The organism is Streptomyces sp. ID05-26A (assembly GCF_033794685.1).
Taxonomy (GTDB): Bacteria; Actinomycetota; Actinomycetes; order Mycobacteriales; family Pseudonocardiaceae; genus Lentzea.
The window spans coordinates 2,842,804-2,863,222 of sequence record NZ_JARAYZ010000001.1; the positions used below are offsets into that span (position 1 = coordinate 2,842,804).

General features: G+C 68.8%; 18 protein-coding genes and 1 pseudogene. 4 read left to right on the forward strand and 15 right to left on the reverse strand.

The window, feature by feature from the left end; genetic code table 11:
• Positions 1-167: 167 nt before the first annotated feature.
• The 7 genes from PV646_RS14120 to PV646_RS14150 form a co-directional block, all read right to left on the reverse strand.
• A complete protein-coding gene (locus tag PV646_RS14120) occupies positions 168-611 on the reverse strand; it encodes a hypothetical protein (protein WP_500341861.1) in 444 nt (147 codons plus the stop codon).
• Positions 608-3,427: an FtsK/SpoIIIE domain-containing protein gene (locus PV646_RS14125; RefSeq protein ID WP_500341862.1), complete on the reverse strand. Its 2,820-nt coding sequence runs from the start codon at positions 3,425-3,427 to the stop codon at positions 608-610. The genes PV646_RS14120 and PV646_RS14125 overlap by 4 nt, the downstream gene beginning before the upstream one ends.
• Entirely contained in the window at positions 3,427-3,678 is a 252-nt protein-coding gene (locus PV646_RS14130) for a hypothetical protein (protein WP_189160648.1), read from the reverse strand. The genes PV646_RS14125 and PV646_RS14130 overlap by 1 nt, the downstream gene beginning before the upstream one ends.
• Complete coding sequence (locus PV646_RS14135) at positions 3,678-3,938, reverse strand: hypothetical protein (protein ID WP_030481403.1); 261 nt, start codon at positions 3,936-3,938, stop codon at positions 3,678-3,680. Before PV646_RS14135 ends, PV646_RS14130 begins: the two co-directional genes overlap by 1 nt.
• Positions 3,939-4,177: 239 nt before the next feature.
• The gene (locus tag PV646_RS14140; RefSeq protein WP_500341863.1) at positions 4,178-4,609 is read right to left on the reverse strand and encodes a hypothetical protein; all 432 of its coding nucleotides are present in this window, start codon (positions 4,607-4,609) and stop codon (positions 4,178-4,180) included.
• Positions 4,610-4,625: 16 nt separating this feature from the next.
• Complete coding sequence (locus PV646_RS14145) at positions 4,626-5,102, reverse strand: alpha/beta hydrolase (protein WP_500341864.1); 477 nt, start codon at positions 5,100-5,102, stop codon at positions 4,626-4,628.
• The gene (locus PV646_RS14150; RefSeq protein ID WP_500341865.1) at positions 5,103-5,519 is read right to left on the reverse strand and encodes a DUF4232 domain-containing protein; all 417 of its coding nucleotides are present in this window, start codon (positions 5,517-5,519) and stop codon (positions 5,103-5,105) included.
• 338 nt (positions 5,520-5,857) lie between these two features.
• Between PV646_RS14150 and PV646_RS14155 the strand changes: the two genes are divergently transcribed.
• On the forward strand, positions 5,858-7,114 hold the full coding sequence (locus PV646_RS14155; protein WP_500341866.1) for an RNA-guided endonuclease InsQ/TnpB family protein: 1,257 nt from the start codon (positions 5,858-5,860) through the stop codon (positions 7,112-7,114).
• On the opposite strand, the gene PV646_RS14160 is transcribed toward PV646_RS14155, so the two are convergent.
• Together PV646_RS14160 and PV646_RS14165 are read right to left on the reverse strand one after the other, a co-directional pair.
• Complete coding sequence (locus PV646_RS14160; protein ID WP_500341867.1) at positions 7,105-7,989, reverse strand: gamma-glutamylcyclotransferase; 885 nt, start codon at positions 7,987-7,989, stop codon at positions 7,105-7,107. The genes PV646_RS14155 and PV646_RS14160 overlap by 10 nt on opposite strands.
• 343 nt (positions 7,990-8,332) lie before the next feature.
• Entirely contained in the window at positions 8,333-8,677 is a 345-nt protein-coding gene (locus PV646_RS14165) for a winged helix-turn-helix transcriptional regulator (RefSeq protein ID WP_500341868.1), read from the reverse strand.
• A gap of 74 nt (positions 8,678-8,751) precedes the next feature.
• Between PV646_RS14165 and PV646_RS14170 the strand changes: the two genes are divergently transcribed.
• Positions 8,752-9,510 (forward strand): SDR family oxidoreductase, encoded by a 759-nt coding sequence (locus PV646_RS14170; protein WP_500341869.1) that lies wholly within the window; start codon positions 8,752-8,754, stop codon positions 9,508-9,510.
• A 2-nt stretch (positions 9,511-9,512) separates the two neighbouring features.
• Here the strand turns inward: PV646_RS14170 and PV646_RS14175 are convergent, their stop codons facing one another.
• From PV646_RS14175 to PV646_RS14200, 6 genes and pseudogenes are all read right to left on the reverse strand, one after another.
• Positions 9,513-10,463 carry a LysR family transcriptional regulator gene (locus PV646_RS14175; RefSeq protein ID WP_500341870.1) on the reverse strand — a complete coding sequence of 317 codons (951 nt, stop codon included), beginning with the start codon at positions 10,461-10,463 and terminating at the stop codon, positions 9,513-9,515.
• 182 nt (positions 10,464-10,645) lie between these two features.
• Complete coding sequence (locus PV646_RS14180; protein ID WP_500342395.1) at positions 10,646-11,461, reverse strand: PhzF family phenazine biosynthesis protein; 816 nt, start codon at positions 11,459-11,461, stop codon at positions 10,646-10,648.
• A gap of 75 nt (positions 11,462-11,536) precedes the next feature.
• Positions 11,537-11,932 (reverse strand): annotated as a pseudogene (locus tag PV646_RS14185) (GNAT family N-acetyltransferase); the annotation flags it as partial.
• A 6-nt stretch (positions 11,933-11,938) separates the two neighbouring features.
• Complete coding sequence (locus PV646_RS14190; RefSeq protein ID WP_500341871.1) at positions 11,939-13,333, reverse strand: P-loop NTPase family protein; 1,395 nt, start codon at positions 13,331-13,333, stop codon at positions 11,939-11,941.
• Positions 13,330-15,141: a dynamin family protein gene (locus PV646_RS14195; RefSeq protein ID WP_500341872.1), complete on the reverse strand. Its 1,812-nt coding sequence runs from the start codon at positions 15,139-15,141 to the stop codon at positions 13,330-13,332. Before PV646_RS14195 ends, PV646_RS14190 begins: the two co-directional genes overlap by 4 nt.
• 203 nt (positions 15,142-15,344) lie before the next feature.
• Complete coding sequence (locus PV646_RS14200; RefSeq protein WP_500341873.1) at positions 15,345-16,244, reverse strand: IniB N-terminal domain-containing protein; 900 nt, start codon at positions 16,242-16,244, stop codon at positions 15,345-15,347.
• A gap of 219 nt (positions 16,245-16,463) precedes the next feature.
• On the opposite strand from PV646_RS14200, the gene PV646_RS14205 reads away from it, so the two are divergent.
• Both PV646_RS14205 and PV646_RS14210 read left to right on the forward strand, forming a co-directional pair.
• Positions 16,464-17,684 carry an Hsp70 family protein gene (locus tag PV646_RS14205; protein ID WP_500341874.1) on the forward strand — a complete coding sequence of 407 codons (1,221 nt, stop codon included), beginning with the start codon at positions 16,464-16,466 and terminating at the stop codon, positions 17,682-17,684.
• A gap of 2 nt (positions 17,685-17,686) precedes the next feature.
• The gene (locus PV646_RS14210) at positions 17,687-19,999 is read left to right on the forward strand and encodes a helix-turn-helix transcriptional regulator (protein ID WP_500341875.1); all 2,313 of its coding nucleotides are present in this window, start codon (positions 17,687-17,689) and stop codon (positions 19,997-19,999) included.
• Positions 20,000-20,419: the final 420 nt, after the last annotated feature.

Here is a 20,419-nt window from a genome sequence, read left to right on the forward strand (position 1 = left end):
CCTGAGAGGACCAGCCGGCGGCGTCGGGTCAACGAGGGGGCGTGTACGGCTACTGCGCCGCCGTGTGTCCAGGCTGCACCGCCCGACGAGAGTGCTTGAGCTGCCCAGCGGATCAACGGGTCGTTGCTGGCGTCCTGCACCTCGGCGGTGGTGCGTAAGCGGCGCACTCAGTCCTTCTGCTTGCGGCGCAGCAAGGTTCGCTTCGCCAGCGAGTCCTCCAGGGCCTGGTACGCGAGGTCCATCGCCCGGTTGTACTCGCCCTGCGGGCGTGGGGGGACGGATTCGTCCGGCTGCGGAGGGGTGACCATCTGGAGCCAGCGCTCGTTCCAGAGCTGCTCGACCGCCGCCTCCCAGTGCAGCGCGGCGCCCATCCGCACGACCCGCTCGCGATCGCGCACCTCGGCGATCTCGTGCTGGGTCGCCGCGAGCCGCTCGGCGAGTTCGGCGCAGCGCACCTCGTCCAGCTTGTGCTGGCGCGCGGCCGCGTCCGTGGCGATGGCGATGATCTCCTTGTAGCGCTCGACCGCTGAGACCGCCGGCACCTCGATCACCTCCTCGCTCTGACGCTGCGACGGGACCGACTCGAACATCGTCGTCATCATCGGGTTCATGACGCTTCTCCAGTGTCGAACGGGATGATCACTTGCGGTCGCGAGTGCTCGAACCTGTCGAAGAACAGGCCGCGGCGTGGTCTCGGCGACCACGACATCACCTGCTCCGGTCCGAGCGACAGCAGTTCCTTGCCCTGGACGTCGAACGCCACCCAGGCGCCGATGTCGTCGTACACGCCGGGTGGGAGGCTCGCCTTCAGCCTCGTCACGCCGCGCCACCAGCCCAGGACGTGCGTGCGGTTTTCGGGGCCGTGCTTCAGCACGGTGCGGAGACTGTCCACACCGGACATCCGGGTCGCCGGGTCCTTCTGCTCCAGCAACGTCTGCGCGGCGTCGACGCCGTACAGCACCAGGTAGTGCGGCTTGAGCGGCGCTTCGGCCTGGCCCGTGTTGATCGACTGCAGCTCGGCCGCGGTCCGGGTCAGCACGTCCTTGATTCCGTTGATGGTCACCACTGAGGCGTCGTGCCCGTCCGCGCTCAGGCGCTTCGCCAGGTGCAACGCGGAGGGCATCGCCTCCTCGACCAGGCAGGCCAGCGTGAACACCGCCTCGTGGGCGCGGTGCTGCCTGCCCAGTGACGCGGCCGCTCCGCCGAGCACCGCGGCCGCGTCCTGGACCACGGAGCCGATCACCGCGATGTTGCGGCCCGGCGTGCGGGCGAACCGCACCCGTGCCGCGCTGCCCGCGACGTCGATCACCTGTCCGAGAAGCACCGTAGGCGATGCGTCGCCCGGTCGCAGATCGGAGAAGTCCGGCACGGCGTCGATCAGCGGGATCTTGCTGCCGTCGAACAGGCCCGGCGCGCGGCCCTTCTCCCGGTTCCACAGATCCAGCTGCAGGGAGTCCATGGTGCCCTTGGCCGTCGAGTCCGGGATGCGGCAGATCTCGTTGCCCGGCTTGACGCCCGACTCGTGGTTGATGACCGCGTGCCAGCGGGGGAGTTCGACGGCGGCGTCGTTCTGCGGTTCGGCCAGCACACGGCGGGCCTTGGGCAGCGCGATGCGGACGGTGAACTGCTCGAAGATCGCCGACTTGCCCCAGAAACCCTCGATGCCCGAGACGTCCTGCGACGACAGCACGAGGTGGATGCCCTGCGAACGGCCGCGGCGCGCCACGTCCTCCAGCAGTTGCGTCGCGGCGGCGGTGACCTGGTCGCGTTCGCCGAACAGGTACTGGAACTCGTCGATCACCGCGACGATCCGCGGCCACCGGCCGGTCGGGTCCTCGGCGCGCAGGTGCTCCAGCTTGGTGACCTCGTGCTGCTTCGCCGCGTCCGCGCGCCGGCGCATCTCGTCGGACAGGAAGCGCAGCAGTGCCACGCCGAACTCGCGGTCGGTGTTGACGTTCACGCCGACCAGGCGGGCGTGCGGCAGCCACGACGGGTCCTTGCGGCCCGGCGCGAACTGCGCGAACGACACGCCTTCCTTGAAGTCCAGCAGGTACAGCTCGAGCTCGTTGGGCGAGTAGCGCGCGCACAACGAACCGAGCATCGCGTAGAGGAAGTTCGTCTTGCCGGAACCGGACGGCCCGCCGATCAACGCGTGCGGCGAGGTGTCGCCGAGCTGCACGCAGACCTGCTCGCCGTCGTCGAACCCCACGGGCGCAACGACTCCGGCCGACGAGTTCTCCGTCCACGGACGGTCCGGGAGCAGGTCCTCGAACTTGCCCATGCGCGACCGGCGCTCCTCGCGCTTCTCCGCGATGGCGGCACAGGCGCGCGGCACCAACGTGCGCGGCAGAGCGGGATCCAGCGTCACGGTCACGTGCTTGCCGGTCATCGTGCAGGTGGCGGAACCGTCGCCGCGCAACGACACCGTCTCGACCGGCGAGTTGATCGTGATCGGAATGTCCACGATGAACAACTGCACGCCGCACGCCAAACCGTTGCGCGCCACGCGTTGCAGTTGCTGCTGCTGGTCTTCCTTCAACGCCTTGCGGTTACCGAACAGCACGGCGACGCGCCACGGTTCGGTGCGCCGGCCCTCACCGCTGACCGAACGTACGGTCAGATGACCGTCGACCAGCACCTTGGTGTGCACCTGGCGGATGTGCTCGGACAGCTCGTCCAGGAGCTCGTGCAGGCGCGCGGGATCGTGCACCGTCAGCAGGTTCGCGCGGGTCAGCGGGTAGAGGCCCGGCAACGAGCCGGTCAGCTGACCGACGTCCCACACGTGCACGTGCACGAGCCCCGGCTGGAAGTGCGAGAGCACGCGCAGCAGCAGGGTCTCGACCAGCGTGTCCGCGAGCTGACGACTGTCCGAAGTGGACGAGATGTGCAGGTGGGCCTGGTCCAGCAGCGGCACCGCGACGGGGAACGGGGCGGCCGTCGGCGCCGACGTCACGACACCGGTGCCGATCCGCCACAGCTCCGGCACGCCCTCGCTGCCGTCGTGCGTGCCCGGATGCCCGAGCCACGACTCGTGCGGCCAGGACGCGGGCCCGGCGGCGACCGAGTTCACCAGCTCGGTCAGCTGCTCCGGGCCCGTGCTGGTCCACTCGTAGAACGACTGCTCCCAGTCGTGCTTGATCTGGGCGAGGCGCTCGTCGAACTCGCTCATCGAGAGCGGCGCCCGACGCGGGTTCTTCGTGCGCTTCTCGTCGACGGTGAGGAACGAGGTCACGTCCTTCAGCGCGACGTCCTGCAGCGCCTTGTCGACGCCCATGCCGCGCACGGTGAACTCGAACATGTCCTTCGCGTGCTCCGTGGCGAGCGCCCGGTGCTGGCGCGCCACCGAGCCCAGCGCGGCCGAGACGGCGCGCTGGAACTCCGCGAAGGCGTCCTCGATCCTCTGTCGCCGGTCGTCCCGCCTGCTCATCACAGCTCCACGGTGAGTCGTTGGATGCGCTCTAGGGTTCCCACCATCAGTTCGACCTGATCGGGGAATCTTTCCTTCGCACGCACGAACTCCGGTGGAAGAAGCGACTCGTGGTGGTTCTCGCTCGACTCGGCGAGGATGGCGACCGCCTCGTCGAGGCTCTCCTGCGCTGATCGCACACTGCGGTACGACTCACGCAGGATCTCGCTCGCCTGCTCGAGCGCGGCACGAACCTCGCCGATGGACGCCATCAAAGCCTGCTGTTGATGCCCTCGGCCCCGGAAATGCCGGCGCCGAGGTAGTTCTGCAGCTCGCTCACGCCGGACACGACCTGGGCGAACTGGGCGTTCGTCGTCTCGACGTCCGCCTGCACGGAGCCCTGCGTGACCGATGTCAGCAGCTGCTGCGCGTCCTCGGCGAGCTCAGCCGCCTGTTGGAGGGCCGACTGGCTTTGAGCCGCCTTGTCGATCGCCTGGGCAATTGCGGCACGGACCTCTTCGATGCTGGCCATGTCGGCTCCCGAACCCTCCGGAACAAGATGGTCTGACGACCACCCTTAGTAGAGATTGTGCCCAGATTTTCACAGTTTAGAGCGAAGATCGGCTAACCGGGTGGATGCCTGAATCCACTCGAACGGGCCTTGATTTAATGATCAGTTGAGCCCGCCGCAGGCCGCTTGTCCACGCGTGTAGTAACTCTCACAGCGACGCCTACAGCCCGTTGAGCGTTCATGCCGACCGGCCGGGTGAATCAAGACGGTTTCGAGGGCGCGTTGTCACGCAAAGTGCCTGCACCGAAAGGGTCATCTCCGGCCCAGACCTCGACCAGAACACGCTCGGCACCCGGCACGAGGCCGTTGATGAGCTCCGGTTCGTCGAGGACGGTCCACGCCGTCGGCGGCTCACACGCCACCCTCGGCGTCGAGAAGCCCTCACCGAGCCCGCGCACGAAGGTGCGCACGGCCCGTGCGAGGGCCGCAGAGACGTTGTGAGTGGCCTTCTCGGTGCTCGGCCGGGTGATGACCACGGCCCAGCAGCCAGGCTCCTCGTCGGAGCAGTCACGGGCGTCCACGATCTGGGCACCCGCACGGCTGATGAGCGCGTCGCACGCGGCACGCGCCTGTTGCTCGTCCGCCGCCTCGACCACCACGGTGATCAGCAGCACGAGGTCGTCTTCGTCCATGGCACCCGAAATGGTGTCAGACGACCCTTCGCACGAACTCCAGCACCCGAGTGACAGCCTCGCCGTCGGTCAGCAGCCCGTCCGCGACGTGCTCCTCGAACGCGGACCCGCGGATCCGGTCGACGCCCGCGCGCGTGTCGGAGATCGGCACGATCTGGTCGTCCGACCCGTGCAGCCACAACGTCGGCAGGTCGCCGAGCGCCGGCCCGTGGTCGACCTCGTCCATCAGGTCGGCCAGGTCGAACGACGCCCCGTCCCACAGACCGAGCACGGGCGAGAGCAGCACGAGGGCCGCGAGCCCGGGATGCGTCTGCGCGTACCGGACCGCGGCGGGTGCGGCGGTGAAGTGTCCAATGAGGACGACCGGCCGGTCGGAGGCCTTCACCACGGCCTCGATGTTCTCGTTCACCGTCACCGGAACTCCGGCGGAGCGCAGCGAGAAGGCGATGCGCTCGCCGTGCGGGAGCACGGCGAGCCATCCAGGTACGTGCATCTACGAAGCGTAGAAGGCGCTGATCTCGATCCGGCCACCGGAACACACGGGGCCAAGGGTCCACGGCACGCTCAGCGGCGCAGTCTCGTCCGGCGGGATGGCCGCGGCCTTCGACGGCTCCGGCTGGCACGGCCCCTCCACGGGCTCGTTGCCCGACGGCACGACGCCCCAGTGCAGGTTCGCCGACGCCTTGCCACCCGGCGCGAGCGTCATCGCGGCCGGTCCGGGATCAGCCTTGCGCTCCAGTTTGGTCGGCACCGCGCCGGTCGCGTTCTCCAACTGGAAACCGCTGTAACCGTTCAGCGTGCACGGCATCGTGCCGGAGTTCGTGACGACGAACTTGCCGTACCTGTTGCCCGCACCGGCGTCGGTGGGAGCGACCTCGCCCTTCAACGCCGCCGAGTCGCAGCGTTTCACGGCGGGCGCGGCTGCTCCGGGAACGTCGGAGACAGGAGCGGACGAAGCGGTCGACGAGGGCGTCGACGGAGCCGTCGGCAGCGTTTGCGATGCGTTGTCCGGTGTTCTCGTTCCGCAAGCCGTAACGGAAGCGAGCACCAGCAGTCCGCAAGCGATCAACCGTCGAGTCATGGGTGCACCTCCTACCACCGGAGGATGTGCCCAAATGCCCACTCGTCCACACAACGTGCCAGAAATTCACTCGATGGTTTGGCGTCTGGACCCTCGGCTTGCTGACTGGAGGGGAAGAGGCCATTGCGGTGGATGTGGACGAACATGCGTTCGATACGGTTACAGGTGTGAAGCTGGTCGTGCAGGTGAAGCTGTTGCCGACGCCCGTCCAGGCGGCGGCTCTTGCGGCGACTCTGCATGCCTGCAACGCGGCCGCTGAGTACACGTCGAAGGTGGCCTTTGAGCGGAACGTGAAGTCTCGCAATGAGTTGCAGGAGCTCTGTTACCGCGAGATCAAGGGTCAGTTCGGTCTCTCGGCACAGCCCGCAGTAAGGGTTGTGAAGAAGGTCGTTGACGCCTACTCGGCCCTGCATGGCGGCATTCGGGCCGGAAGGCTCGGTGGTGAGACGTCTCGGCGTCGCGTCAAAGCCGAGTCGAAGCCGATCGCGTTCCGTGCAACGGCGGCGCAGCCGTTCGACGACCGATGCCTGTCGTGGCGCTACGACGCGACCACGGTGTCGATCTGGACCACGGCCGGGCGAGTGAAGAACATCGGGTTCACCGGCTCGATTGATCAGCTCACGACCCTGCGTGCTCACCGTCGGGGCGAGTCGGACCTGCTGTTCCGTGACGGCATGTGGTTCCTGATGGCCACCTGCGAGGTGCCTGAGCCGGAGGTGTTCGAGCCGGTCGACTGGATCGGTGTGGACCGAGGCATGACCAACCTGGCCACCACCTCGGACCTGGACAACTTCCAAGGGCGCCGCCTGCAGCGGTATCGCCGCTGGCACGCGCACAAGCGTGCCCAGCTCCAGGCCAGGCAGACGGCATCAGCGAACCGTCGCCTCAAGAAGCGGGCGCGCAAAGAGGCGCGCCACGCCACCTGTGTCAACCACCGCATTGCCAAGGACATCGTGGCTGTTGCCCAACGCACCGGTCGTGGCATCGCTCTGGAGGATCTCCAGGGCATCCGCGACCGGGTACGGCTACGCCGGTACCAGCGAGCTGCCCTGTCCTCCTGGCCGTTTCATCAGCTCGAACAGCACATCGCCTACAAGGCCCGCCGCGTGGGTGTGCCAGTGCTGTTCGTGGACGCTCGCTACACGTCGCAGATGTGCCCTCGGTGCAAACACACAGCCTGCTCGAATCGTCCCGCCAGGGACTTCTTCTCCTGTCGCTGGTGCGGTCTCGCTGGACCCGCCGACGTCGTCGCCGCCGTGAACATCCGTGACCGCGCACGGCGCGCGTGGGTATTTGTCAACATGCCCATACCGACGGCTGTTCAGGCCGTTGGTAGATGCGACCCACACGCCACAGCCAGTGGTGGACGAGGAACGCGACTTGGCTTGAAGGAACCGAGCGCAAGCACGGCCCTTCAGAGCTGAGGAGTTGACCGGATCTGGTGGATGTCCCAGCCGTCGGGGAGCTCGGCCATGCCTTCCAGCGCGGCCGTCCAGATGTACGTCCAGGCGATGCGCCCGTCGGGCAGCACGACGCGCACGCGCCGGTAGTCCTCACCCTCGTACTCGTCGAGCATCGGCAGCGAGTCCTCCGGCGAGGAGAGCCGCAGCACGTGCCCCGGCACGCCCAGCCCGGGGCCGGGACGCAGCGCGGGGTAGCCCAGGCCCGTGTCGAACAACGTGCCGGGCAGGTGGGTCTCCTCGGTCTCCACGACGTGCGGCTCCATCAGGTGCCAAGCGCTTGCGCCCGGCTTGAGCGTGCCGTAGACGAAGAGCAGTTCGGGCCAGTCGTCGGCCGACGGCTCGCCGTGGATCTCGGTCACGTCCAGTCCGTCGTTCATCGCAGGCCTCTCGCCCAGCACGCGCGCGCCCCGTTGCGAGACGTCCGCGCAACGGACCATACGGCCGTTGAAGAGCACGGGCATCCGCTTGTTGGAGCCGGCCGTGTACGCCAGAACGCTGTCGATGACGCCACCGTTGTAGAGCACCACACGGCCCGTGTGGACGCGTACGAGGCGATAGCGCAGCCCGCGTCCCTCGCACCGGTCCAGCACCCGCAACTGGTCGGGCGTGGCGAACCAGATCGAGTGCTCCTCGGTGACGCCGGGCGCCCCCGCGAGCGTCGCCGGTCGCTGCCCGTCCCGCTTGCGCAGTCCGGCGGCCCAGACAGCAGAAAGGCCCTCGCACCGTGCACGCAGCACGACCGCGGGGCCTTCGAGTCCGAGCTCTTCGCGGAGCCAGGTGAGCTTGCTGGGATTGGCGTTGGATCCGTACCCGAGCACCGGCATTCGCCCCGCCAACGGGGGCTCACCATGGTTCGCAAGCCATTGGTCTAGATCGATGTTTTCCGGCTCAACACGCCATCCCGACTCCATCGTGAGGTCCGGGCGCACTGGCCAGCCCATTTCGTCGACGTGGACGAAACAGTGGTCTGGACGAGTGCCCGGATAGGGCTCAGCCGGATGGCTTTCGTCGGTGAACGGTTGGGCCATTGGTCCATTGTGCCATTGAGACGGGCTCCATCGCGCCCCCTAATCGTGACCCATCCGATGTCTCTCTCGAATTTTATGAGTTCGAGTGAGAACGTTCACGTCGCATCTGGGTGACTAACCCGATGTCTCTTGCTCGATCCTCCGGCGAGTCTCAGGAGCCGTCATAGCTTTCCTGCGCCTGGGTGACCTCGGCCTGGTTCGCCCCGATCCACGACGCGAGCGCCACGAGGTGGTTGGCGGCCCCCTTGCCGAGCGGCGTCAGCGAGTACTCGACGTGCGGCGGGATGACCGGATGCACCTCCCGGTGCACGAACCCGTCCCGCTCCAGCGTCCGCAACGTCTGCGTCAGCATCTTCTCGCTGGCGACCTCCAGCTCGCGACGCAGCTCGCTGAACCGCCACGCCTCCCCGTTGGACAGCGCCTGCAGCACCAGCACACCCCACCGGCTTGTGACGTGCTCCATGGTCGCCCGCTCCGGGCACATCGTGACCTGCATGCTCACCTCCGAGTAAGTACCCAACTCCAAAGTGGGTACTTTCCAAAGGTTAGCGCTAACTGCACCCTGAACGCATGACGATCCTCATCACCGGAGCCACCGGCCAGCTCGGCAACGCAGTGGTCCGCCACGTCCTGAACCGCACGGACGAGCAGGTCATCGTGTCCGTGCGCAGCCCGGAGAAGTTCACGCTCGAGGGCGTCGAGGTTCGCCAGGGCGACTTCAACGACCCGGAGACCCTCGACTTCCGGGGCGTGGACAAGCTGCTCATCGTGTCGGCCGACGACCACGACACGGACGTCCGCATCAAGCAGCACCAGAACGCCATCGCCAAGGCCGTCGAGCACGGCGTGGGCCACGTCTTCTACACCAGCCTCACCGACGCCGCCACGTCCCCGTCGCTCGCCGCGCCGGTGCACAAGGCCACCGAAGAGGCCATCCTCGCCACCGGCATCACCTACACCTTCCTGCGCAACGGCATGTACCACGAGAACTACCTCGGTGCCCTCGCCCAGGACACCGTCGCCATCTCCACGAAGGACGGCCGGGTGGCCAGCGCGTCCCGCGACGACTTCGCCCAGGGCGCGGCGGCGGCCCTCACCACCCCGGGCCACGAGAACCAGACCTACGAGCTCACCGGCTCGACCAGCTGGTCCTTCCCGGAGTTGGCGGGCGACCGGTACCGCGACGTGACTGACGAGGACCTGATCGCGGCGGGCGTTCCCCCGTTCCTGGTCGACTTCTTCAAGTCGATCCGCAACGGCGTGTTCGCCGAGGTCCGCCCGGACCTCGAGAAGCTGCTGGGCCGCCCGACCACCCCGATCAAGGTCTAGGCCTAGGTGAACTCGGGATGCGCCTCCGGGTGCGCGTCCCACCACTTGCGGTACTCCGGGTTGCGATCCAGCACCGACCGGTAGGCGTCGGCGGCGCACGCGAACACCTCGTGCGCCCGCCCCGCCACCGGTGAATCCCGTCGCGTGGCCACGAAGATGTCCGTCATCAACGGCATCCCCCGCAACCGCCGGATCACGATCCCCTCCCCGGTCCGCGACGGCGCGGCGGCGAAGGACACGCACCCCCCTGCCACCAGACCGCGAGCCATGCTCGCCTCCCCGGTGTGGTGGGTGAGCCGGGGCACGAACCCGGCGTCCGCGCACACCTGGAACATCTGGGTCCTGCTCCCGATGTGCTGCTTGGGCGGCGTGACCCAGTCCCGGTCGGCCAGCGAGGCCAGGTCGACCTCGTCCTGCGCCGTCAGCGGGTCCGTCTCCGGCAGTGCCACGAACGCCGGCTCCGTCACCAGCTTGCGCAGTTCGATGCCGGCCAGGTCCCGTGCGTGCATCCCGTCGAAGAACTCGAACAGGGCCACGTGGACCTGCCCGCCCTCCAGCATGTCCACGATCTCCGCGGACGAGGGGCGGACCTCGGCGCGCACGTCGGCGTTGAGGGCGCGCAACCCCTCGACGAGCCGTGCGAAGTACAGGATCGGGATGCACCCGAAGAACAACGGTCCACCTCGCCCGGTGGAGCGGGTGTTGCTCATCAGCTGGGCCATCTCGTCGAGCACCAGCCGTGCCGTGCCCAGCACGCGGCGTCCCAGATCCGTTGGGACGCAACCGCTGCGCGTTCGGTCGAACAGTTGGCCGCCGACCAGTCTCTCCACGGTGCGGAGCTGGGCCGACAGGGCGGGTTGGGTGAGGCCGAGCCGCGTAGCGGCCCTGGTGACGCTGCCTTCCTCGGCGATAGTTCGTACCGCGCGGAGGTGGCGGAGCTCCAGCTCGGGCATAAAGACCTTCTATCCCCCTTCTGAATGCGCCGCCACCCTTCGATCGGGGCATAGTGACTCTCGATCGATCTTCCGGCCCGGCGCTTGCGGCAGCGCCTTCGGGTCCGGCGCGGGAGGGTGCGCACCCCTCGGTTCGACGCTGCTGCCGCACACCCTGCGCTCTGTGGCAGCGGCGTCGAGCCCTACGGGATGACCACGGCGGCACCGGTCACGGTGACCCGGCGGTCGTCGCGTGTCGCGTCGACCTCCAGCCGTGACGGCCTGCCCATGTCCTCGCCCTGGCTGATGACGAACCGCTGCGGTCCTTCGAGGTCGCGCAGGTAGCCGCCGAACGCGGCCGCGGCAGCGCCCGTCGCCGCGTCCTCGACGACGCCTCCGACGGGGAACGGGTCGCGCGCGTGCACGAGGTCCGCGGACTCCCGCCAGAACAGGTGAACCGTCGTCAGGTCGTGCGCCAGCATCAGGTCGCGCAACGCGTCGAAGTCGTAGTCGAGGTCGGCGAGCTGCGCGCGGTCGCGCACAGGGATCAGCAGGTGACGCGCGCCGCCGAACCCGACGTGCACCGGGCCGTCGCCGATCTCCTTGTACCTCAACGCTTCCAGCGCGGCGGAGACCAGCGCCGGGTCCGCGGGTGCGGTGCTCGTCGGCACGCTCGTCAGCGAGGCCGTTCCACCGGAGGTCTCGACGGTGATCTCACCGGCCGGCGTGTGGAACGTCAGGGGTCCGTCGCCGATCCGTTCGGCCAGCGCGACCGCCGTGGCGATCGTGGCGTGACCACAGAACGGCACCTCGGCCTTGGGGCTGAAGTACCGGACGTCGAACTGGCGCTCGGCGACCCACGGCTCCACGAACGCCGTCTCGGAGTAGCCCACCTTCGCGGCGATGGCGAGCATCTCGTCGCTGGTCAGATCGGACGCGTCGAGCACGACACCCGCCGGGTTGCCGCCCGCCGGGTCCTTCGTGAACGCGCTGTACCGCAGGACGCCCTTGTCGCTCATACCCCGCTGCAACGCGTAGCAGTGCTGAAGTCTTCCGCCCATGTACATGCTGGTGAAGTAGGTCAGCCCGGCCTTCTCGAGCACCCGCCCGGACGCGGTGTTCTCCGCGTGGTGGCCGGCGACGACCCGGTCCGCGATGGCGAGTGCCTTGTTCCGCAGCTCGATCGCGACCCTCGTCGCGACCCCTCGTCCCCAATGCCCGGGGTCGATCCAGTAGCCGATCTCGATCTCGCCCAGGTCGCCGTCGAGCATCTGCGCGAGCCCGATGACCACGCCGTCCTCGACGACCGCGTGCAGCCCGAAGCCGTGCTCCTCCCAGTGCTGCAACGCCTGCTCGTGCCGTTCGGACACGTAGTCGGGGGTCCACGGCATGCCGTTGCCGATGAACGCCGTCATCCTCGGATCGGACGCCCACCGCAGCATGTAACCGAAGTGCTCGTCCTCCCACCGCACGAGTTCCATGGGGGACATCGTGCCTCAGCCGAACTGGAGGAGCAGCTCCTCGCACGTGCGGACCACGATCTGGGCGGCCCGGCGGTGATCGTGCGGGGCGTGCACGTCCGCGACCTGCGCCTGCCAGCGGAGCAACGCGTCGAGCAACGCCTCGCGCAACTCGCCGGCGTCGGCCTCGTACTCGAAACCCAGCCGTGCGGGCGGAGCCACGCCCTCGGCGCCGATGAGCCGCAACGCCTCGGTCTGCAGCTCGGCGGGCAGTTTCGTCCGGCCGGACTGCAGCGCGGCCACGAGCCGCAGCTCGCGGAAGTCGTGCGCGGACGCGACGACCCGTTCCAGGTCGGCCATCAGCTTGCGCGCGTTCTGCCGCGGTTCCATCCGGAACAGCACGTCGAGCGCCAGCATCGCCGAGCGCGCCTTGAGCACCTCGCGGCGCTCGACGAAGTGGACCGCGATCGAGTCGCGCAGCTCGCCGAGTCCGCTGCGCTGCACCAGCTGGCCGGTCAGCTTCACCTGCGAGTCGAAGCCCTGCCTGATCAACGCGGTGATCAGGCGGACACCGAAGATCCCGAACCTTTCCAGCAACGCCTGCCGCACAGCGGGTTCCATCGTCAGCGGGAACTGCTCGCCGGCGAACCGGTCCGCCGACAGCAGGTGATCCTCCAGCTCCTCGCGGCCGAGCGAGGACAGCACCCGCAACGCCGCGAACTCGTCCTCCCGCAACGTCTTCGCGGCCACGGCGAGCAGCCCGGCGACCGAGACCACGTTCTGGCACAACGGTTCCACGGCCGGGTCGCGGCGGTAGCGGCGGGCGATCTGCTTGGCCGACGACAGCGCGTCGATCCGCCCGGCCCCGATCTCGTCGGCACGGGCGAGCACCGCGACCGTGTGCACCGCGGCGGTCCGGGCGATCGGGTGGTCGTTGGCGGACCGCAGGAACTTCAGGTCCTCGTCCTGCACGTGCCGCATCAGGTACACCAGCGCGTCCGCGTCGCCGAGCACCTGTTCCGGCGTGGCCTCGGACGGGGTGTCGATCAGCACGACGTCGCGCAGCGTCCGTGCGGGCCAGTCGACGACGACCCGGTCGGAACGGTCGAACTGGCCCGCCTCGACGTGGTTCCGGTTGCCCCGCCTGCCGATCGTGAGCTCGTGCGGCCGGCCGGGGCCGGTGAACGCGTGCGCCCGCGGCTCGGTCCCGCCGCGGTACCAGACGAACGAGCCCTGCGGCGTGAACTCGTCGCCGATCAGAGCGTTGACCACAGTGGACTTGCCGATCCGCGACCGGCCGGCCACCGCGATGCGCACGGGTTCGGTGTAGCGCTCGGTGTGCGAGCGCAGCCAGGCCGTGGCACGAGGGCTGTCGCGGTAGACGCCCAGTGCCTCCTGCAGCATCGACCAGACGACTCGGTCCAGTGTCACGCGGTGAGCTCCATCGCGGGACCCCCGAGTGCCTGCACCCGCTTGTAGAGCGTGACGAGCCTGTCCAGTTCCTTGCGGCCGTCCCGCATCCTGCGCTCGCGGTCGGTCTGGTCGTCCTGCACCGCGCGCTTGGCGCTGCGGGCCGACTCCAGCAACGTCTCCTGCAGCTCTTCGGCGAGCGTGCTGAAGTGGTTGCGCAGCGAGCGCTGGATGTGCCGCCCGGAGTCGCGGACGTCCTTGGAGAACTTCATGAAGAAGTCGTCCACGTGCCGTTGGGCGGCGGCCTTCGCGGCGGCTTGGCGGCGCTTCAGCCGTTGGTCGCTCTCGTCCAAAATGGACTTCCCGCCGAACAACGCGCCGGCGCCGAGTGAGATCACGTTGATCAGCGGCATGCCCGCGAGCGACGTGACGAGGCCGAACATCAGCACACCGCCGTAGGAGCCGCGCAGACCGGTGAAGAGCTTCTGCGGCATCGAGAACGGCTCGATCTTCGGCTTCTCCAGCTTGCTCGCCGGCTCCAGCAGGTCGTCCGGCAGCACGGAACCCGGGATCAGGTCCTCGCGGTAGACGGGGAAGTTCCGCGCGACCTTCGCGGCCACCCACTCCGCGCGTTCCATCAGCCAGGCGAAGTTCGTGGTGGCGGCCTCGTTGAGGTTGTCCTCGAGCCACTGCTCGAACTTGTCCCAGCCGATCGCGGGGTCGGCCTCGTCGTAGGTCTTGTCGACCTCGCGCAGGATCTTGCGGGTCCGGTCGCGCAGGTCGTACTCGACGTCGGAGATCAGGTCGGCCATCTCGTCGTTGAGCACGTTCTGCCAGCGCGCGGAACGGCGGCGCAGCTCGTCGACGCGCCGCTGGGCCTCCTGCAGCGTCGAGATCGTGGCGACCGTGTGGGACGAGTCGTGGGTCGTGAGCTCCTCGCGCAACGGCGTGACGAGCTGGGTGATCGCACTCGACGCGACGACGGCGACGGCGCGGCGGGCCAGCAGGTCCGCGCTCGCCACGATGTCGCTCTGCACGCACGCCACCAGTTCGGGGAAGCCGGACTCGGTGTTGAGGCGCTGGTCGCCGGTCTTCGCGGCGCGCAGCCGCAGCGCGCTCGACACGGGGATCAGCTTCGCGCGGATGCCGGCGCGGGCGAGCAGCGCCCGGTTGCGTTCCACGACGTGCCGCCAGCTCGGCACGAGGTCGATCTTCGTGACGACCACCGTGACGTTCGGGCAGGCCTCCATGACCTTCTTGAGCAGCGTCATCTCCGCCGACGTCAGCTCGCCCGTCGCGTCGGAGACCAGCAGCACGGCGTCGGCCTGCATCAGCGTCGCGAACGTGCTGGCGGTGTGCGCGGAGCGGGTGTCACCGACGCCGGGGGTGTCGATCAGGACCAGGCCGCTGTCGAGCAACGCGCGCGGAATGCCGATCTCGGCCCGCACGACGTGCTGCGCGGCGGCCTGTTTCGTCACCTGGTCGATCGGCACGGCGATGCGCTCGGTCGGGGTGTGGAAGATCGATCCACCCGCCGAGGCGTTGCGGACGAGAGCCGCGGACGGGGTGTCCGCGTGCTGGACGAACGTCGGCACGGTCGTCGTGATGTCGTCGCCCACCGCACAAACGGGTGCGTTGAGCAGCGCGTTCACGAGCTGACTCTTGCCTTGCTTGGACTCGCCGACGACGAGAACGCGCAACTTGGGGTCCAGTTGCTGTGCCCGCTTTTCCCGCAGCCGGGCCTCCAGATCGGGCCTCCGGTGCGTGACGCAGGCCCCGATCGTCTCGTCGAGCACGTCGAGCCAGGGCGGTGCCATCACCTGACTCATAGTGCCGTGTTCACCCCCTTGGGTGAAAGCCTCGAACGCAATACCGGTTTTGTTCGGGCAGATGGGGCTGTTCGGGAGGACGGTGACGTTGCTCACCGAGGCGGAACGTGAACCGGTTTGATCGTTTTGTCAGACGTGTCGGCCGAGACGACGAACCGGCCCTGTCCACAGGAGACAGGGCCGGTCCGCGTGGGGAGGGTGGCTCAGCCGAGCAGGCCCAGGTCCAGGTCGCCGACGACCGGGACGTTGTGGGTCACGTCGGTGACGGTGCCCAGCACGTTGCCGACGCCGTGGTCGCCCGCGACACCGGACACGCTGCCGACGACACCGGTCGCCGTGCCGACGAGGTCGGTCGCGGTGCTCGTGACCTGGCCGACGGTGTCCACCGAGTGCAGGCCGACGTCGCCGTTGGCCAGGTCGTCCAGGCCGCTCGTGTTCAGCAGGCCCGTGGACAGGTCGCCGCCGCCGAGCACGCCGAGCGCGTCGTGGCCGAGGCCCGTCACGCCGGACAGCTGGCCGAGGACGCCGTCGACACCGGGAACGGCCGAGGTCACGCCGTCGAGGGGCGCGTCCACGGTCGCGGTGGCGGTGTCGGCCACGTCGAGGACGGTGCCGGTCAGCGGGGACGCGGTCTGGTCGAGGACCGAGGTCACGTCGCTCACGGCGGAGAAGTCGCCGTCGATACCCAGGCCGAGGCGGGAGAACTCGCCGAGCGACTGGTTCGCCACGGCGAACTGCAGGCCGTCGCCGTTCGCCGCGAGCATGCCGGCGGAGGACGTCTGCAGGTCGGTGAGGCTCAGGCCCGACGTGGTCAGCTGAGACGCGACGGCCTGCAGCTGGCTGATGGCGCCGAGGGGGCCGTCCGCGAGGAGGTCACCGGCGGGCAGGGTCAGGTCGACACTCTCGATGGCGGGCAGGCCGGCGGGAGTGGCGGGCAGCAGGTCGAGGACCAGCGGGATGACTTCCTGCACGTCGACGGCCGTGATGTCCGCCAGGCCAGCCTGCTCCAGAGTGCCCTGGGCGTCGTTCGCGAACGCGTCCTTGAGGGTCGGGTCGCTGAGGAGGTTGAGCACGAAGTCGTGGAGCGTGCTGGGCTGGGTCATCTGAAGGAACTCCTGGTGAGGCACGGATTCGGTCGGGGTGTGTGGCAGAAAGTTATGAGAGCGGGCCCCTGACCGGCATCGGGGATCACTCCCAGTGAATCCCCGTTCCCCAATGGGGTGACGGTCGTTGACCCCCTAGGGGATTAGGGGCCTCGCTTGAGCGTCTCTTGTTCACCCGTGTAGGTACTGGTCGCTGCTGCGAACAGGTGAGGAAGAGACTTGGCGTACGTACTGGGAGTCGATGTCGGGACCACCCGGACGACGGCTGCCGTGTGCCGCCTCGACGGGGCCCGCGACGCCGAGATCGTCCTGGTGGTGCCGTCGTCGCTGCAGCTCACGGACGCAGGGACGTTCTCCGTCGGTGAGCGCGCGGTTCCCGGCTGGACGGCCACGGGCTTCGCCCGGCGGGTCGGCGACGCCGTGCCGTTCTCGCTGGGTCCGGAGACGTGCCCGGCCGAGGAGCTCACCGCGTTGCTGATCATGTGGGTGGTCGGTGAGGTGGTCGCCCGAGAGGGTGAACAGCCCCGTCACCTGGCGGTGAGCCACCCAGCCGGGTGGGGCCCCTATCGCCGCGGGCAGCTCTTCACGGCGATGCGGGCCGTCGGACTGCACGACGTGACGCTCGTGCCCGAGCCGTTGGCGGCCGCGGAGAACCACGCCGTGCGGTCTCGTGTGGTGTCCAAGGCGTCGTTGGCGGTGTTCTCGCTGGGCAGCCACGCGTTCTCCACGTCCGTGGTCCGGCGCGCGCAGAACCGGACGTTCGAACTGGTCAACCACGTCGACGGCGTCGACCACCACACCGGCGCGGACTTCGACGACCTGCTGCAGGGACTGGTGCGCGGCCGGCTCGGCAAGGACGGCCAGGTGTCGTCCGCCGAGTGCGAGGCGGCGAAGCGGGCGTTCGGCCCGTCCGCGCCGTCCGTGGTGGTCAGCGGCGTCGAGATCAGCCGTGACGAGTTCGTCGAGGAGATCCGGCCGTCGGTCGAGCACCTGGTCAGCACCTTCGTGCGCGCCGTCGGAGCGGTGCAGCCCGATGCCGTGCTGCTCGTCGGCGGCGTCTGCCGGATGCCCGTGATCGGCGACGTGCTGGCGTCCTCGGTCGACTGCCGCGTGCTGGCCGAGGCCGCCCCCGAGCACTCGGTCGCGAAGGGCCTCGCGGTCGCCGCGCGGCTCGTCCTGATGGGCCCCGAGGTCGAGCCGGAACCGCTCGACACCTCGGTCCTCCTGCACACCCGTGAACAGTCGATGCGCTTCCCCGTCGGCGAGGTCGCCGGCCCCGACGACGACTTCACCGCGCCACCGCCCCGCCCGCCGGTGGACGTGTCCCCGCTGGAACTGCCGCCGAGGCGGGTGAAGCGCGTCGCGAGAGTGCTGAAACCCGCAGGGCGCCGCTCGAGTTCCAGCTCCCGATCCCGAGACGATGATGAGGACGGCCGTTGAGCGTGACCACGCGAACCAGGCTGGTGCTGGACGCCCCCGTGCGGGAAGTCCTGGACCGGATCGACGAGGCCACCGCGGGCACCCGCCTGCGCGTTGTCGTTGTGGCACCTGGTGGTCACGGCAAGACAGCGCTGCTTTCGGAGATCACCAACACCGCTGTGCGCGTGGTGGACGACGCGCACCTGCTGGACGATGCCTCCCTGCGCGCGCTTGCCGATGAACCGCTTCTGGTCCTTTCCTACCGCCCCTGGCCACGCCGCGCGGTGCTGGCCGAACTGACCCGCGGCGCCGTCGTGCTGCCGTTGGCGCCGCTGTCGCGCGACCAGGTCCGCGAGGTGCTGAACGCTCCCAAGCCCGTCGCCGACTTCGTCTTCGCGCAGACCGGTGGTGTTCCGTTGTTCGTGGAACGCCTCGGTGCCGCGTCCGAGGTGTCCGCGGAGGTCCTCGGTGCGTTTCGCGCCGACCTCGACTGGCTCGACGCCGACCTGCAGAAGTTCCTGCTGGCCGCCGAAGCCGGGGCCGCCCAGCGGCTGGACCTGCTGTCCTCCCTGCTGGACAAGGACTTCGACGAGGTCAGCGACATCATCGAGGCCGCCAGGGCCACCGGGATGCTGGCCGAGGACGGCACGCTGCTGCCCCTGGCGCTTCGGGCCGTCGGCGCGCTGACCCGTGCCGAGCGCCGGATCGCGGTCCGGCAGAAGCTGGCCCAGTTGCAGCTCGACCGCGGTGGTCCGGTCCTCGAACTCGTTCGGCCGCTGGTCGACACCGGCATCGGCGGACCCGTGTTCGTCGCGGCCGCGCGAGAGGCGTTGGCTACCGATCCCGCCTTGGCTGCCCGGTTGTTCAAGGCCTCCACCGGTGGCGGGACGCCGTCCGCCGAGACCGCCGCCTCCTGGGCCACCGCGTCAGCGATGGCCGGGGACCTGGACGGGGCGTTGCGACTGGCCGACCAGGTCATCAGCGTCGCCGACTCGCCGCATCGGCGGACCGCTGCCGAGGTGGCGGCAGTCGCCCTGGCACATCGGGGGCAGCTGGCTCGTTCGACCGAGTTGTTCCGTTGGGCCGCAACACCTTATGCCGCTGCCTTCGCCGGGATCGGCCTGATCGGGACCGGGCACCTGTTCGAGGAGATGCCGCCGCAGCCTCCCACGATGCTGGGCGGCGCGGCCTCGTTGATGTTGCAGGGGGTTCGGCAGTCGGTGGCAGGCGGGGAGACCGCCGCTCTGTCCACTTTGGTGCGTGCTTCGTCGATGCTCGAACCTGCCGGCGGGGCGGTGTTGTTGCCGGACAGCCCCGCAGCGCTGGCCGCTCTTGTGGCTGTGCACTGCGGCGAGCCGAACGTGGCCGAGTCGGTGCTGGACCGGGCCGTCGAGAACGGCACCGGCGGGGTGCTGATGTCCGTGCGGCATCGGTTGTTGCAGGCCTGGGTGCACATGTTGCGTGGAAACCTCGGGGTCGCCCGCGAGGCTCTGATGTCCGTCCGGGGGGTCTTCGAGCCTCGCGACTGGATCTTCGCGGTGGCGTTGGAGGTGGGGATCGCCCGGCGGAACTCGGACTTGGCGACCTTGCGGCGGACGTGGGAACAGGCCTGCGAGGCCGTGCTTCGGCATCCCGTGGACCTGTTCAGCCTGTTGCCGTTGGGGGAGTTCGCCGCCGCCGCCGCTCGGTTGAGGGATCAGGAGCGGTTGGCTCCGCACCTCGCCCAGGCTGTCGGTCTGTTGCGGTCGCTGGGGAATCCACCGTTGTGGGCGTCGCAGCTGCATTGGGGGTTGCTGCACGCGGCGATCATCGATGAGAACTCCGCTGCCGCTGAAGAGCATGCTGCCGCGTTGGCCGCGCATCGGGAGCGGAGCCGGTACTGCTCTGTTCTGTCTGCTGCTGCCGAGTGCTGGCTGGACGTGGTGGCCGGGGACGTCGACGCTGACCGGGTCGAGGAGGCTGCTCGTAGCCTGCACGCGGTCGGGTTGTGGTGGGACGCTTCCCGGTTGGCCGGGCAGGCTGCCATCCGCACTTCCGATCGGCAGGCGATGGTTCGGTTGCTGGACTGCGCGCGGTTGTTGCAGGGGCGGCCGGTTTCCGCTCGTCGGGTTGAGGCTGATGCCGTTCCGGTGGCTGAGGACGCCGGGAAGTTGAGTGATCGGGAGCGGGAGGTGGCTCGGTTGGTGTTGGAGGGGATGACCTACAAGCAGGTGGGGGATCGGTTGTTCATCTCCGCCAAGACTGTTGAGCATCATGTTGCTCGGATGAGGCAGCGGTTGGGGGCTGCTTCTCGGTCTGATCTTTTGGCTCAGTTGCGGCATATTTTGGGGGGTTGAGGGGCGGCCTGGCGGGGTCACCTTGCGCTCCGCGACCTTGCGGGTGGTCACCTTGCGGGCGGCGACCTTGCGTTGCGTGCTTTCCCTGGGGGCGCTGCCCCCAGACCCCCGGCAATCTGATCAGGGGGCCCACGCCATGAGCGGGTAGATGGCACGCCTGTTGCGTTGGGCGGCCGTCGGTTGCTTAGTTTGGTTGCGTTGGCGGTGGGTCCCATCACGAGTCGCACCAAGAGCGGGCCACATGCATGAAGGGGTGTCAAGCAGGCGAAAAGCGTGCCTGCTTGACACCCCTTCATGCATGCAGCAAGTGCTGTGGTGCGACTCGTGATGGGACCCACCGCCTGGACCGCTTGCGAAGACGAAGGACCTCGGACGGGCGGCTTGCCTGCGGCATCGAGTTGGGGTGGTGTGCCGTTCGTC